Consider the following 13,939-nt stretch of genomic DNA (forward strand, 5'->3'; position numbering starts at 1 on the left):
GTCTGCGGGGGCGCCGCCGGGACGGGGGGCCGGCCGCGGGCGCCGGGGGCGGTGTGGGTGTCGTGGTCACCGGGCGTCTCCCGCCTTCTCGCCGGGGGTGCCGTAGACGGTGCCCACCGGGGGCAGCGGCAGACCGGGCAGTGCCTTGCGGCGGTCGGCGTCCACCGGCACCAGGCCGGTGAGGCCCGTCGTCTCCGCGGGGATCACGATCTCGGGGCCGAAGCTGAGTTCGTTGATGTCGGCGCGGCCGTTGAGGGTGCGGTGGACGGGGTCGTAGGCGTTCAGCGCGTTGCCCGCGGCGAGCGGGGCGGTGTCGAGGGCCTCGGCGAGCGAGGCGCGCTGGTCGACCAGGGTCTGGGTGAGCGGGACGAGGGCGTCGACGTTCTCCTTGAGCGCTCCCCGGTTCTTCTGGATGAAGGCCTTGACCTTCTTCAGGGCGGTGCCCAGTTCCTTGAGGGCGGCGCCGAGGTTCTCCTTGTCGTCGGCGAGGAAGCCGGTGACGGAGGCGAGCTGCTGCTCGGCCTTGGCGACGTTGCCGTCGTTCTTCTTCAGCATGGTGGTGAAGGACTGGAGGTGGGCGAGGGTGTCGAAGAGGTCCCCGCTGCTGCCGTCGAGGGTCCTGGCGGCCTTGCCGAACTGCTCGATGGAGTCGCCGATGGCCTTGCCGTTGCCGTCGAGGTTCGCGGCGCCGGTGCCGATGAGCCGGGCGAGCGCCCCGTCGGCGTTGGCGCCCTCCGGGCCGAGCGCGGTGGACAGTTCGGTGATCGACTCGTAGAGCTGGTCGACCTCCAGCGGCATGGCGTTGCGTGCGGCGGGCAGCACCGCGCCGTCCTCGATGGTGTCGCCGCCGGTGTACGCGGGGGCGAGCTGGATGTAGCGGTCGGCCACCACGCTGGGGGCGACGACGACGGCGTGGGCGTCGTGCGGGACCTTGACGCCCTCGTCGAGCAGGAGGGTGACCCGCACCTGCTCGCCGGCCGGGGTGACGGTGTCCACGGTGCCCACCTTGACGCCGAGGACCCTCAGGTCGGAGCCCTCGTAGACGCCGGTGGCGCGTTCGAAGTAGGCGGTGATCCGGGTGGATCCGGAGGCGTCGAAGGCCATCACCCCCGAGGTCCCGGCGACGGCGACGACGGCGAGCCCGGCGCCGATGCCGACGATGCGTCTGATGTTCACGATCCACCGCCTGACGGCTCGGTCCGCTGCTGCGGCTTGGGCGGCATGCACCCGGTCTCGGGCGGTGTGCCGGCGGGCAGGTAGTTCCTGGGCACGAGGCCGCAGACGTAGGTGTCGAACCAGCGGCCGTTGCCGAGGGTGTTGCCGACGAGGCGGTAGTAGGGGCCGGCGAGCTTCAGCGTGGCGTCGAGGCTCTTGCGGTTCTTCAGCAGCACGGCGGTGACCTTGCCGAGTGCGTCGAGCGTCGGCTTCAGCTGCTTGTCGTTGTCGTCGACGACGCCGCTGAGTTCGGTGCTCAGGCTCCGGGTGCCGGTCAGCAGCGCGTGGATGGCGTCGCGGCGGGCCTGGATCTCGCCGAGGAGGAGGTTGCCGTCCTCCAGCAGGGTCTCGAAGCTGCTCTTCTTGCCGTCGAGGGTCTTGGTGAGCTTCTTGCTCTCGCGCAGCAGTGAGGCGAGCTGGGCGTCGCGTTCGGAGACGGTGCGGGAGAGGGCGGAGAGCCCGGTGGCCGCGTTCTTCACGTTGGGCGGCGAGTTCTCGAAGGTGGTCGAGATGGCGTCGAAGCTCTCGGCGAGCTTGGCCGTGTCGATCTTCCCGATGGTCTCGCCGAGCCCGTTGAACGCCTGGGTGACGTCGTAGGGCGAGGTGGTGCGGGAGGCGGGGATCCGCTCGCCGGGGTCCTGGCGGCCGCCGCCGAGCGGGTCGACGGCCAGGTACTTCTCGCCGAGGAGCGTCTTGATGGCGATGGCGGCGGTGCTGGAGTCGCCGATCCAGGCGTCCTCGACCTCGAACCGGACGACGACCTTGCCGCCGTCCAGGGCGATGCCGGTGACCCGGCCGACCTTGACGCCGGCGATGCGGACCTCGTCGCCCTCGTCGAGCCCGGCGGCCTCGGTGAACTCGGCCGTGTAGGAGGTGGAGTCACCGGTGAACGGCAGCGAGTCGGCGCGGTAGGCGCCGAAGCCGAGCAGGGCCATGACGAGCAGGCCGACGACGGCGACGGCGACCGGGTTGCGGTCCCTCACGGGCTTGATGCGCGGGAGTGCTCTCATGCCAGGCACCTCGGCTCGGTGATCGCGATCCCGGTGGGCGGCGGGCTGCCGTCGGAGGTGGCGACGCCGGAGACCTTCGCCTCGCAGAGGTAGAGGTTGAGCCAGGAGCCGTAGGACGCGAGGCGGGTGACGGCCTGCATCTTGGCGGGCGTCTTCGCCAGGAAGTTCTCGATCTGCCCGCTGCCCTTGTCGAGTTCGCGCGACAGGCGGCCCAGTTCGGCGATGTCCTCCTTGAGCGGGGCGCGGCCGTCCTTCAGCAGGTCGGCGGTGACGGTGGTCAGGTCGCCCATGGCGACGACGGCCTCCCCGAGCGGTTTGCGGTCGCCGGAGAAGCCGGTGACCAGTTTCTGCAGGGTGACCACGAGGTCGTCGAAGCCGTCCTCGCGGTCGTTCACCGTCTTCAGGACGGTGTTGAGGTTCTGGATGACCTGGCCGATGACCTTGTCCTTGGCGGCGACGGTGGTGGTGAGCGAGCCGACGTGCCGGATGAGGCTGTCGACGGTGCCGCCCTCGCCCTGGAGCACCTGCACGATGGAGCCGGCGAGGTCGTTGACCTCGTCGGGGGCGAGTCCCTCGAAGAGCGGCTGGAAGCCGTTGAAGAGCTGGGTGAGGTCGAGCGCCGGGCTGGTGCGCTCCAGCGGGATGGTGTCGCCCGCGGGGAAGACGCTGCCGATCGGCCCGGCGCCCTGGTCGAGGTCGATGTAGCGCTGGCCGACCATGTTGAGGTACTTGATGGAGGCGGTGACGGTGACGGGCAGGACCCGGCCCTTGCGCACCGCGAAGGTGACCTCGGCGACCCGGCGGTCGGCGACCTCGACCGATTCCACCTGGCCGACCTTCACGCCGGCGATGCGGACGCTGTCGCCCTCGATCAGGCCGGTGGCGTCGGTGAAGCGCGCCTTGTAGCTGATGGTGTCCCCGACGCCGGTGTTGGCGATGCCGAGGGCCAGCACGGTGGTGGCGAGCACGGTCACGAGGATGAAGGCGACCGATTTGACGATCGGTCCGGTGAGGCTGCGGCGGTTCATTTCAGCGTCACCTCCGTGCCCCGCAGGACGGGCCCGGTGAGCACGCTGCTCCAGTCGGGCAGCTCGGCGGGCGCGGTGCCGAGGCCGGGTGCGAGGAGTTCGTTGACGAGCTGGTTCTCCTGCGGGGAGTTCGGCAGGCCGAGGCTTTCCGAGGCGGCGTCGGCCGCGGCGGGCGCGGGCCGGCCGGTGTAGGGCACGGTGTAGCAGTGGGGGCCGCCGGTCGCGTCGTACACGGGCGTGTCCCGGCCCGGTACGTACTTGCCGAGGGACGGCACGGAGGTCACGGTCACATGGAGTCCGGGCTGGTCGGTGCCCTTGCCGAGGGCCTTGTCCATGGCCGGCACGAACCCGGCGAGGGTGCGCAGGGTGCACGGGAAGGACGGGGAGTACTCGGCGAGCAGTTCGAGGGTGTCGCGGCTCGCTGCCGCGAGGCGGATCAGGTTGTTCTCGTTCTTGCGGAGGAACGAGGTGAGGTCCTGCGCGGTCTTGGTGGTGGAGCCGTACAGCGTGGCGAGTTCGGCCTGCTGGTCGGCGACGGTGCTGCTGGTGACGGTGAAGTCGGTCAGGGCGTCGAGGATGCCGGGCGCGGTGTCCGCGTAGAGGTGGCTGACCTCGACGAGCTGGGTGATGTCCCGGTTGAGGACCGGCAGATGGGGGTTGAGCCGTTCCAGGTGCCCTTCGAGGGTCTCCAGGGTGCTGCCGAGCTGGTCCCCGCGGCCCTGGAGGGCCTGGGCGACGGCGGTGAGGGTGGCGGAGAGCTTCTCCGGCTTCACCGCGGTGAGCAGCGGGAGCACGTTGTCGAGGACCTGCTCCAGTTCGATGGCGTTGCCGGTGCGGTCCTGGGTGATGGTGTCGCCGGCCTTCAGGGTGTCCGCGGTGGTGCTGTGCGCGGGCGGCACCAGGGCCACGAACCGGGCTCCGAACAGGGTGGTCGGCAGCATCTGCGCCGTCACGTCGGCGGGGACGCGGTCGAGTTCGCCGGGCTTGACGGCGAGGGTGAGCCGGGCGCCCCGCCCGTCGGCGGCGATGTCGCGGACCTCGCCGACGACGACTCCGCGCAGCTTCACCTCGGCGCCCTTGTGCATCTCGTTGCCGACGGCCCCGGTGAGCACGGTGACGGTGGCGTCGTCGCTGAACTGCTTGCCGTACACGGCGACGGACAGCCACACCAGCAGCACGGGCAGCAGGAGGAACACCACGCCCGCGAGGCGGCGTCGGATCTTCTGGGTGTTCATCCGGCCACCTTCACCGTCGTGGTCGCTCCCCAGATGGCGAGGGAGAGGAAGAAGTCGGTGACGCTGATCAGCACGATGGCGTTGCGCACCGAGCGGCCGACGGCGACGCCGACGCCCGCCGGGCCGCCGGAGGCGCGGAAGCCGTAGTAGCAGTGGGCGAGGATCACCATCACGCTGAAGATCAGCACCTTGAGGACGGACAGCACGACGTCGTCCGGGGAGAGGAAGAGATTGAAGTAGTGGTCGTACGTTCCCGCCGACTGGCCGTTGAACAGCACGGTGATCCAGCGGGAGGCCACGTAGGAGCTGAGCAGTCCGATGGCGTAGAGCGGGATGATGGCGACGACGCCGGCGATGATCCGGGTGGTCACCAGGTACGGCATCGAGCGGACGCCCATCGCTTCGAGGGCGTCGACTTCCTCGTTGATCCGCATGGCGCCGAGCTGGGCGGTGAAGCCCGCGCCGACGGTGGCGGAGAGCGCGAGACCGGCGACGAGCGGCGCGATCTCACGGGTGTTGAAGTAGGCGGAGACGAAGCCGGTGAAGGCGGAGGTGCCGATCTGGTTGAGGGCCGCGTACCCCTGGAGGCCGACCACGGTGCCGGTGAACAGGGTCATGGCGACCATCACGCCGATGGTGCCGCCGATGACGCCGAGCCCGCCGCTGCCGAAGGCGACCTCGGCGAGCAGCCGCTGGACCTCCTTGAGGTAGCGGCGCAGGGTGCGGGGGATCCAGAACAGGGCGCGCAGGTAGAAGGTGAGCTGGTCGCCGGAGCGGTCCAGCCAGCCGAGCATCGGCATCGCTCAGCCCCCCTTCGGGGGGACGACCTGGAGGTAGATCGCCGTGAGGACCATGTTCACGAAGAACAGCAGCATGAAGGTGATGACGACGGACTGGTTGACCGCGTCGCCGACGCCCTTCGGCCCGCCGCGCGGGTTGAGGCCGCGGTAGGCGGCGACCACACCGGCGATGAAGCCGAAGATCAGCGCCTTGATCTCGCTGATCCAGAGGTCGGGGAGCTGGGCGAGGGCGGAGAAGCTGGCGAGGTAGGCGCCGGGGGTGCCGCCCTGCATGATCACGTTGAAGAAGTAGCCGCCGAGGGTGCCGACGACGGACACCATGCCGTTCAGCAGGACGGCCACCAGCATGGTGGCGAGGACCCGCGGGACCACCAGGCGCTGGATCGGCGAGACGCCCATGACCTCCATGGCGTCGAGTTCCTCGCGGATCTTGCGGGAGCCGAGGTCGGCGCAGATCGCGGAGCCGCCGGCGCCGGCGATCAGCAGGGCCACGATGAGCGGGCTGGCCTGCTGGATGACGGCGAGGACGCTCGCGCCGCCGGTGAACGACTGGGCGCCGAGCTGCTGGGTGAGCGAGCCGACCTGGAGGGCGATGACCGCGCCGAACGGGATGGAGACCAGGGCGGCCGGCAGGATCGTCACGCTGGCGACGAACCAGAACTGCTCGACGAACTCCCGGAACTGGAAGGGCCGCCGGAAGACGGCACGCACGACGGTGGCGGCGAGTGCGAACAGCCGGCCGGTCTCGCGCAGCGGTGCGAGCACCCGCGACGGGGGTCTGGGCGGCGGCGGGGCGGTCTTCGCGGGCGGGGTGTGGGCCGGCGGCGGTGTGGGCCGCACGGGCGGCGGGGCGGTCATGGGCGCACTCCGCCGGCCGCCGGGCTGTAGCTCCGCTCGATGGCCGCGCGGGCGGGCCCGGGGAGCTGGCCCAGCATGCCGAGGACGCGTTCACGGCGGCGCAGCGCGCCCTGGCGGACCGGCATGCCGGGCGAGGGCTCCAGCTGGGGCACCACGGTGCGGGGGCCCTCGGGGCGCAGCCCGCGGCCGTCGGTGCGCTCCATGGCCAGGGTGGCGGCGTCCTTCTCCTCGGACATGCCGATGGGTCCTTCGCGGCGTCCGCCGAGGAACTGGGCGATGACCGGCTCCTCGCTGGTCAGCAGCACCTCGCGGGGGCCGAAGGTGACCAGGTTGCGCAGGAAGAGCATGCCCATGTTGTCCGGGACGGTGGCGGCGATGTCCAGGTTGTGGGTGACGATCAGCATGGTCGCGTCGATCTGGGCGTTCAGATCGATGAGGAGCTGGGAGAGGTAGGCGGTGCGGACGGGGTCGAGCCCGGAGTCCGGTTCGTCGCAGAGGACGATCTGCGGGTCGAGGACGAGGGCGCGGGCGAGCCCGGCGCGCTTGCGCATTCCGCCGGATATCTCACCGGGGAGTTTCCCCTCGGCGCCGACGAGTCCGACCATGTCCATGCGCTCCATGACGATGCGCCGGATCTCGGATTCCTTTTTGCGGGTGTGCTCGCGCAGCGGGAAGGCGACATTGTCGAAGAGGTTCATCGACCCGAACAGGGCGCCGTCCTGGAACATCAGGCCGAACAGCTTCCGGGTCTCGTAGATGTCCTTCTCGGAGCCGTTCACCATGTCCACGCCGTTGATGAGAACGCGGCCGTGTTCGGGCTTCAGCAATCCGATGAGCGATTTCAGGAACACCGTCTTCCCGGTGCCCGAGGGGCCGAGCATCACGCTGACCTCTCCTGCCGGAAGGGTGAGCGTGACGTCCTGCCAGATGTTCTGTTTGCCGAAGGACTTCGTGAGCCCTTCGACGACTACCTCGATTCCCATCTCACCTCCCAGTCCAGGAATTTGCGCACACGTGTGGCAGCACACGTGCCGAATGGGGCGGAAGTGCACCGGGCGCCCGCACGCTACGTTCGCGTGCGGGGCCTGGGCAATGGCTGTGACCAGCGCTTTCAGGCCGAACCGAATGGTTTGTCATCCGGTGACAACATGCCGCGTAAACCTTGTCCTCCGGTGCGTAGTGCGGGTGGCCGGCCGTGGGGCGCCGCGCGGCCCGGAGGGGGCCGGGCCGCGGGGGACCGGGAGGTCGTGCCGGGTCAGGGAGCCTTTTCGGGCTCCTGGCCGGGGAGCGGGGGGACCACCGGCGGGCAGCCGTTGACGCCGCCGCCGCTGGGGACGCAGAGACGCCCCTGGTTCATGGCGATGAGGTTGTCCGGGCCCGACAGGGACGCGGTGAAGAGCTGGTCGAGATCCTCGCCGCCGGTCCCGCAGCCGGTGAACTCCGGGATGGTGACCGTGCCGCGGAGGGGGCCGCCGATGATGACATTGGTGTAGTCGGGGAAATCGCCGTTCAGCCGGACCGGGAAGGGCCGTGCCGTGCGGCAGTTGTCGCCGACGTCGAGCGGGGTGCCGTTGATCGTCACGTCGTGGACCCGGAGCGACTGGTAGAAACCGGCGACCGCGAGGTTGTACCGGTCCGGCGGGGATCCGACGGTCGCGGTGGAGATGGTGATGGGCCCGGTGATGAACTCGACCTTCGCGCTCACCGGCTGGAATCCGAAGGTGAGGAAGGTGGATTCGGCGTCGGGGAGCGTCATCTCGCCGTAGGAGTCGATACGGGTGAACGCGCCGCCCGGCTGGGTGCGCAGCCGGGTCGCGGTGCGGACGGCGGCCCGGGCGTTGAGCAGTTGGGGGGTGGCGGCGGGATCGTTGACGATCATCGCGCCGCCGAGCTTCTCCACGTTGGCGAGGCCGACCGCGAAGGCGCAGCCGTGGCTGCCGCCGGCGGGCGGGTAGAACAGCCGCACCGGGTCGCCCGGGGGCGGCTGGATGACGAAGTCCTCGTCCAGGCCGTCGGCCGGCGGCTCGGCCGGGCACTGGGTGGGAGGGGCCGCGGGCGGCTGTTCGACGGCGATGCCGTCCCGGCCCCCGTCGCCCGGGTCCTCGCTCGCGCCGTCGCCGGGCTCGCCGGGGGTGGGCGAGGGGTCGGCGGGCAGGGAGGGGGCGGTGCGGCCGGTCACGGGCACGGTGGCGAGCAGGGTGTCCTGGCCGTCCGCGGGCGCGCAGTCCACGGCCGGCAGCTCCTGCCCCGACAGCTCTCCCCCGGTGACGGGGCGCAGCCGCAGGCCGACGGCTCCGGCGGCGATCCGCAGCTCCCCGGGTGCGGTCGCGGTGACGGAGGGGACCTCGCCGGTGTGTTCCAGGGTGAGGCCATCGGGGTCGTCTCCGACGGGGACGGCGGGGGCGCCGAGTGTCCAGACGGCCTCCGCGGACCGGGTGCCCTGTGTCACCAGGGCGGTGAGCGACACCGTGCCGGCCAGTTCCGACGTGCCGTCGGGCAGCAGTCCTTCGAGGGCGGCGGGCGGGAGCGTGACCCGGGCGGTCACCCGGCCGGGCTGCACGGGCCTGCCGACGGTGCCGGCGTCCGGGTAGGCGCCGGTGACGTGGATCCGCACGGGGTGCTCGCCGGAGGTGAAGTCGCAGTCGTAGGCGAGTTCCACGTCGGCGTCGCGCGCCTGGGCGGACGAGCCGGGACCGACGAGCAGCCCCGCCACGAGCCCCGCGGCCCCGATCGCGGCGGCCCTCAGATGACGCCGGGCGGTCATGAGGCCCTCCCTCTCCGCAGACCCATTGGCTCCCCTCCCTGTACGGCGTGGTGCGGCGGGCCCCGTGTCCTGGATCCCGGTCACGGGGCCCGCCGTCCGTCCTGTGGTGCGTGGTGCGTGGTGCGGGGCGGTCAGTCGAGGGTGATGGTGTGTCCGCCGCTGACCGCGTAGACCGCCTCGTAGAGCGCCGGGTCGTCGTCGTTGATGACGCCCAGGCAGTCGGCGTTGGAGGCGGTGAGGTTGCCGTCGTTGATGACGAGCTGCTTGGTGTCGTTCTTGTAGTAGCCGGTCACCTGTCCGGTGAAGTCGGCCGAGCACGCGGTGCCCTCGACGTGGGCGTCGATGTTGGTGATCGAGCCGTCCACGGCGTTGGCGACACTGCTGACGCCGTTGACGTTCAGCGGCATGCTGCCCGCGGTGGTCACGTCGAAGTCGATGCCGATGACCGAGCAGTCGGTGAACGACAGGGTGGTGATGGTGCCGATGCCGGCGCCGGGGTTGCCGGATCCGGTGTCCAGGGTGCCGGAGGCGCTGGAGGACGCACACTCCAGCGTGGCGGCCGGCACGGTCAGCGTGGGGTTGGTCGCGGTGGCGGTGAAGCTGCCGCCCGGCGTCACGGTCCAGGTGTCCAGCGAGGTGGCGGACGCCTGGGTGACGGTGAGTCCGAGGGCGGCCACGGCGGCGGCCGCGGCGACAGCAGCGTTTCTGGTGAATCGGCGCACGGGTGTGTTCCCTTCAGGGGATTGGCGTACCTGGGGATCGCTTTTCGGCCGCACAGCCCGAAAAGCGGTTGCGGCTCTTTCTTGGAACGCTCAGTGCGATGGAACGCGGGTCGAATTCTTTCGGCCACCCGGTCGTGCGACTTGCGGGAGTGACGTTACGAGCGAGTAACCCCCCGCGCAATACTGGTTCGGGAGATTCCCGCACCGCTGCTACCAGCGGGTATTTTCTTGTCGCGACGCGAGGGGGCGCCTGCGGATTCTTGTCGCGAAGTGAGCAACCGCGCCGTAGCGGACCCCCGTCGGCCGCTCTCGCCGACAGGTATCGGACCAAGTCATGTCACCATGTCCCAACTCCTGTGCAGGCACGTCCCGCTGGTCTATGTTCATGGATCAACGACGTCGCCAGCCACCCGAGTCGCACCAGGTCCGTGGGAGCGCTTCCCCCACCCCTCACGGACACCGACGGACCACCCGGCCACCCGGACCACGAGGGGAGAACCATGCCGAGAACGACCCGCCCGTCCGACGCGGGCGAGCCGCTGGCGCCGCTGCCGCAGGAGTTCGCCGCGATCATCCGGCCCGAACTGCCCAGCCTCATCCAGGAAATCGGCATCGAGGTCTCCCGCGCCTACCCCGAGTACGCACGGCTGCTGAGCGGCCCGTACGGGAAGGCGATCCAGGTGGGCGTCGAGCAGAACATCTCGGTCTTCGTCGAGCAGGTCGCCTCGCCGTCGATGCCCTCCCCGCTGCGCGACGAGATGCTGCGCAGGTTCGGCCGGTTCGAGGCGTACGAGGGGCGCAGCCTGGAGTCGCTCCAGGGGGCCTACCGGCTGGGCGCCCGGGTGGCGCTGCGCCGGGCGAAGCGGATCGGCAGGCGCTACAACCTCTCCCCCACCCTGATGCTGAGCTTCGCCGACGCGCTGTTCGCCTACGTCGACGAGATCGAGGCGCTCACCCGCGAGGGCTACCTGGAGGTGCAGACCAAGGCCGTCGAACACGACGAGACGCTCCGCCGCCGGCTGCTGCACCTGATCATGGCGGGCCCGCCCGTACCGCGTACGGCCATGGCCGAACTCTCCGAGCAGGCGGGCTGGCCGATGCCCGACGAGGTGACCCTGGTCGCCGTCCGCCCGTCAGCGGAATTGGCCGGAATCGATCTCGACAACGATGTCCTCACCGACCTCGGCGGCCCCCACCCGCACTTACTCGTGCCCGGCCCCGTCGACGACGCGCGAAGAGAGCGCCTCATGGCCGCGCTGACCGGCGTACGCGCGGCCGTGGGGCTGACCGTGCCGACCTCGGGAGCGGCCGATTCCATCCGCTGGGCCCGCCGCCTCCTGGATCTCGCCGACACGGGTGTCGTCGACGACACCCCCCTCCTCTTCTGTGCGGACCACATGCTGACCCTGTGGCTGCTCTCCGACACCGCGCTGCTCGACCAGCTCGCCCGCCGCGAGCTCGCCCCGCTCTCCCGGCTCACCGCCACCCGCCGCGGCCGGCTCATCGAGACCCTGCGCACCTGGCTGGACACCCGGGGGACGGCCGCGCAGATGGGCGAGCTGCTGGACGTCCACCCGCAGACCGTCCGCTACCGGCTGCGCAGCCTGGAGGCCATCTTCGGCTCCCAGCTCACCGACCCCGAGCGCCGCTTCGCGACCGAGAGCGTGCTGCGCGCCCTCCATCTCCAGGACCGCCGCCAGAAGGCACGGCGCTGAGCTGCGCGCCGCCCCGCACGGGGCGGCCCGTGACCATCGTCACGTTTGCGTCCCCGCACGAGCGGGTCGGCGCGGTGTCCGTGTTCGCGTAAGGTTTGTCGGCGGTGCGGCGGGGGCGGGGGCCGGCGAGCGGAGCGGCGCGCACCTCCCGCCGGACCATGATCCAGCGGATTCCCGCGTGACCGGAGGCGACGGTGCCGACCGCATCCGCCGCCTGACGAAGACGCCCCTTCGCGGAACCCGGAGACCCGTTCCGGAGTCCTGGAGGGATGGGGGCCGGCCGACCGACGGCCCCCGACGCAGAAAGCAGACAAGGACTCGACGTGACCGCCTCCAACCTCGTCCCGGTACCGATCCCCGACCGGGTGGCCGTGATGATCGGCTCCTGCATGCCCACGCACGTCCTGCACGCCGAGATCGAGGCGGAGTGCGCGGCCCGCGAGGTGCACCGCTTCCGGGGTCCGCTGTGCACGGAGGACCGGGCGGACCGCGAGCACGCGCTCTCCGCGCTGGCACGGGCCAACAAGGTGCTCGCGGCGTACAACCCGGGCCTGACCGTCCGGCCCGACCGGAAGCGCTGACCGCACCCGGCGCACGACAGCCGCAGACCGCACCGAAGAGGCCGCCCCCACCGGGGGCGGCCTCTTCCGTCATGCCCGCCCCCGGTCCGGGCCGCCTCGCGCTCCCCTCACGGGGGGCCACCCCGCGCGCCCGGCCCGGGCGGTGCCGCGCTCGCGGACCGGGCCACCCCTCGCCTCTTGCCGGGGGCGGCGCGCTGCCCTACCTTACTCAGAAGTAAGTTTACTTCGGAGTAAGGAAGCGGCGTGGCGGACAACATCAGCGGTGACCTGGGCAGCCTCGACTTCTCCACGGTCTCCCCCGAGGAATTCGCGAAGATCGTCAAGGGCCTGAGCGCCGGCCAGATCGACGAGACCATGCGCGGCGATCTGCGGATGCGCGTGCTCCGCGAGGTGTTCGGCCGGATGAACCAGCAGTTCCGCCCCGAGGCGGCCGGGGACCAGGACGTCCTGATCCGGTGGAAGATCACCGGCGGGAGCGAGGTGGTCTTCGAGACCGCCATCGCCGGCGGCACCTGCACCATCACCGAGGGCCGCTCCGACCGGGAGCCGCGCACCACCCTGGTGATGGGCGACGCCGAGTTCCTCAGGCTGGTCTCCGGCAACGCCAATCCGGTGACCATGTTCATGATGCGCAGGCTCCGGGTGAGCGGTGACGTCGTCACCGCCTCCGGCCTCACCCGCTACTTCGACATCCCGAAGGCCTGATCGCCATGCCGTCCTTCTTCTCCCTCCAGCTCACCGAGGAGCAGCGCGACCTGCGCGACTGGGTGCACGGCTTCGCCGCCGAGGTCGTACGCCCCGCCGCCGCCGAATGGGACGAGCGCGAGGAGACGCCCTGGCCGGTCATCCGCGAGGCCGCCGCGATCGGCCTCTACGGCTTCGAGTCCCTTGCCGACATGTACGGCGACCCCACCGGGCTCTCCCTCCAGATCGCCAACGAGGAGCTCTTCTGGGGCGACGCGGGCATCGGCATGGCGCTCTTCGGCACCTCGCTCGCGGTCGCCGGGATCTTCGCCTCCGGCACCCCCGACCAGCTCGCCGAATGGGTCCCCCAGTGCTTCGGCGACGCGTCCGACCCGAAGCTCGCCGCGTTCTGCGTCTCCGAGCCGGGCGCCGGCTCCGACGTCTCCGGGATGCGCACCCGCGCCCGCTACGACGAGGCGGGCGACACGTGGGTCCTCAACGGACAGAAGGCGTGGATCACCAACGGCGGCATCGCCGACGTCCATGTCGTCGTCGCCTCCGTCGACGGCGCGCTCGGCGCGCGCGGCCAGGCCGCGTTCATCGTCCCGCCCGGCACGGCCGGACTGGAGGGCGGCAAGAAGATCCGGAAGCTGGGCCTGCGGGCCTCGCACACCGCGGAGGTCTTCCTGGACGACGTACGGGTGCCCGGCAGCTGCCTGCTCGGCGGAAAGGAGAAGCTGGACGCCCGGCTCGCCCGCGCCCGCGAGGGCACCGGGGCCAAGGGCCAGGCCGCGATGGCGACCTTCGAGGTGAGCCGGCCCACCGTCGGCGCCCAGGCCCTCGGCATCGCGCGTGCCGCCTACGAGTACGCGCTCGACTACGCCGGGCAGCGCGAGGCCTTCGGCCGCCCGATCGTCGAGAACCAGTCGATCGCCTTCGCCCTCGCCGATCTGCGCACCGAGATCGAGGCGGTGCGGCTGCTCATCTGGCAGGCCGCGTGGATGGCGCGGAGCGGGAAGACCTTCGACGCCGCGCAGGGGTCGATGGCCAAGCTCCGGGCCGGCGAGCTGGCCGTCAGCGCGACGGAGAAGGCCGTGCAGATCCTGGGGGGCGCGGGGTACAGCCGCGAGCACCCGGTGGAGCGGATGTACCGCGACAGCAAGATCTACACGATCTTCGAGGGCACGAGCGAGATCCAGCGGCTGGTGATCGCCCGGGCGATCACGGGGCGGCACATCCGCTGAGGTGCCCTGGGGCGGGCGGGAAACCCAGCCCGTCCGGCGATTGAGGACACCCGCGCGCAGCGGGGGTGCGCACGACCACCGGC

The 13,939-nt window shown here is 71.2% G+C and carries 13 protein-coding genes; 4 read left to right on the forward strand and 9 right to left on the reverse strand.

Annotated features, from left to right (window positions below; genetic code table 11):
• Positions 1-66: 66 nt before the first annotated feature.
• The 9 genes from JE024_RS05150 to JE024_RS05190 form a co-directional block, all read right to left on the reverse strand.
• Positions 67-1,176 carry an MCE family protein gene (locus JE024_RS05150; protein WP_205372439.1) on the reverse strand — a complete coding sequence of 370 codons (1,110 nt, stop codon included), beginning with the start codon at positions 1,174-1,176 and terminating at the stop codon, positions 67-69.
• Positions 1,173-2,225, reverse strand: coding sequence for an MCE family protein (locus tag JE024_RS05155; protein ID WP_205372440.1), 1,053 nt, complete (start codon positions 2,223-2,225; stop codon positions 1,173-1,175). Before JE024_RS05155 ends, JE024_RS05150 begins: the two co-directional genes overlap by 4 nt.
• Positions 2,222-3,253 (reverse strand): MCE family protein, encoded by a 1,032-nt coding sequence (locus JE024_RS05160; RefSeq protein WP_205372441.1) that lies wholly within the window; start codon positions 3,251-3,253, stop codon positions 2,222-2,224. Before JE024_RS05160 ends, JE024_RS05155 begins: the two co-directional genes overlap by 4 nt.
• A complete protein-coding gene (locus JE024_RS05165; protein WP_205372442.1) occupies positions 3,250-4,488 on the reverse strand; it encodes an MCE family protein in 1,239 nt (412 codons plus the stop codon). Before JE024_RS05165 ends, JE024_RS05160 begins: the two co-directional genes overlap by 4 nt.
• On the reverse strand, positions 4,485-5,288 hold the full coding sequence (locus JE024_RS05170; protein WP_205372443.1) for an MlaE family ABC transporter permease: 804 nt from the start codon (positions 5,286-5,288) through the stop codon (positions 4,485-4,487). The genes JE024_RS05165 and JE024_RS05170 overlap by 4 nt, the downstream gene beginning before the upstream one ends.
• A gap of 3 nt (positions 5,289-5,291) precedes the next feature.
• Positions 5,292-6,146, reverse strand: a complete 855-nt coding sequence (locus JE024_RS05175; RefSeq protein ID WP_205372444.1) for an MlaE family ABC transporter permease — start codon at positions 6,144-6,146, stop codon at positions 5,292-5,294.
• Positions 6,143-7,129 (reverse strand): ABC transporter ATP-binding protein, encoded by a 987-nt coding sequence (locus tag JE024_RS05180; RefSeq protein ID WP_205372445.1) that lies wholly within the window; start codon positions 7,127-7,129, stop codon positions 6,143-6,145. The genes JE024_RS05175 and JE024_RS05180 overlap by 4 nt, the downstream gene beginning before the upstream one ends.
• A gap of 272 nt (positions 7,130-7,401) precedes the next feature.
• Positions 7,402-8,910: a DUF6801 domain-containing protein gene (locus JE024_RS05185; protein WP_205376769.1), complete on the reverse strand. Its 1,509-nt coding sequence runs from the start codon at positions 8,908-8,910 to the stop codon at positions 7,402-7,404.
• A gap of 131 nt (positions 8,911-9,041) precedes the next feature.
• Positions 9,042-9,632 (reverse strand): hypothetical protein, encoded by a 591-nt coding sequence (locus JE024_RS05190; protein WP_205372446.1) that lies wholly within the window; start codon positions 9,630-9,632, stop codon positions 9,042-9,044.
• 500 nt (positions 9,633-10,132) lie between these two features.
• Here JE024_RS05190 and JE024_RS05195 point away from each other — a divergent pair, with 500 nt between their 5' ends.
• The 4 genes from JE024_RS05195 (at position 10,133) to JE024_RS05210 (ending at position 13,856) form a co-directional block, all read left to right on the forward strand.
• Positions 10,133-11,347: a PucR family transcriptional regulator gene (locus JE024_RS05195; RefSeq protein ID WP_205372447.1), complete on the forward strand. Its 1,215-nt coding sequence runs from the start codon at positions 10,133-10,135 to the stop codon at positions 11,345-11,347.
• A 323-nt stretch (positions 11,348-11,670) separates the two neighbouring features.
• Positions 11,671-11,928, forward strand: a complete 258-nt coding sequence (locus JE024_RS05200; protein WP_205372448.1) for a hypothetical protein — start codon at positions 11,671-11,673, stop codon at positions 11,926-11,928.
• 243 nt (positions 11,929-12,171) lie between these two features.
• Positions 12,172-12,633 carry an SCP2 sterol-binding domain-containing protein gene (locus JE024_RS05205; protein WP_205372449.1) on the forward strand — a complete coding sequence of 154 codons (462 nt, stop codon included), beginning with the start codon at positions 12,172-12,174 and terminating at the stop codon, positions 12,631-12,633.
• Positions 12,634-12,638: 5 nt separating this feature from the next.
• Complete coding sequence (locus JE024_RS05210; RefSeq protein WP_205372450.1) at positions 12,639-13,856, forward strand: acyl-CoA dehydrogenase family protein; 1,218 nt, start codon at positions 12,639-12,641, stop codon at positions 13,854-13,856.
• Positions 13,857-13,939 lie beyond the last annotated feature (83 nt).

Source organism: Streptomyces zhihengii (assembly GCF_016919245.1).
Classification (GTDB): domain Bacteria; phylum Actinomycetota; class Actinomycetes; order Streptomycetales; family Streptomycetaceae; genus Streptomyces; species Streptomyces zhihengii.

Bases quoted from the DNA above. Each gene is read 5' to 3' on its own strand.
- JE024_RS05155 (WP_205372440.1), bottom strand. From the start codon at position 2,225: ATGAGAGCACTCCCGCGCATCAAGCCCGTGAGGGACCGCAACCCGGTC.
- JE024_RS05160 (WP_205372441.1), bottom strand. From the start codon at position 3,253: ATGAACCGCCGCAGCCTCACCGGACCGATCGTCAAATCGGTCGCCTTC.
- JE024_RS05165 (WP_205372442.1), bottom strand. From the start codon at position 4,488: ATGAACACCCAGAAGATCCGACGCCGCCTCGCGGGCGTGGTGTTCCTC.
- JE024_RS05170 (WP_205372443.1), bottom strand. From the start codon at position 5,288: ATGCCGATGCTCGGCTGGCTGGACCGCTCCGGCGACCAGCTCACCTTC.
- JE024_RS05175 (WP_205372444.1), bottom strand. From the start codon at position 6,146: ATGACCGCCCCGCCGCCCGTGCGGCCCACACCGCCGCCGGCCCACACC.
- JE024_RS05180 (WP_205372445.1), bottom strand. From the start codon at position 7,129: ATGGGAATCGAGGTAGTCGTCGAAGGGCTCACGAAGTCCTTCGGCAAA.
- JE024_RS05185 (WP_205376769.1), bottom strand. From the start codon at position 8,910: ATGACCGCCCGGCGTCATCTGAGGGCCGCCGCGATCGGGGCCGCGGGG.
- JE024_RS05195 (WP_205372447.1), top strand. From the start codon at position 10,133: ATGCCGAGAACGACCCGCCCGTCCGACGCGGGCGAGCCGCTGGCGCCG.
- JE024_RS05210 (WP_205372450.1), top strand. From the start codon at position 12,639: ATGCCGTCCTTCTTCTCCCTCCAGCTCACCGAGGAGCAGCGCGACCTG.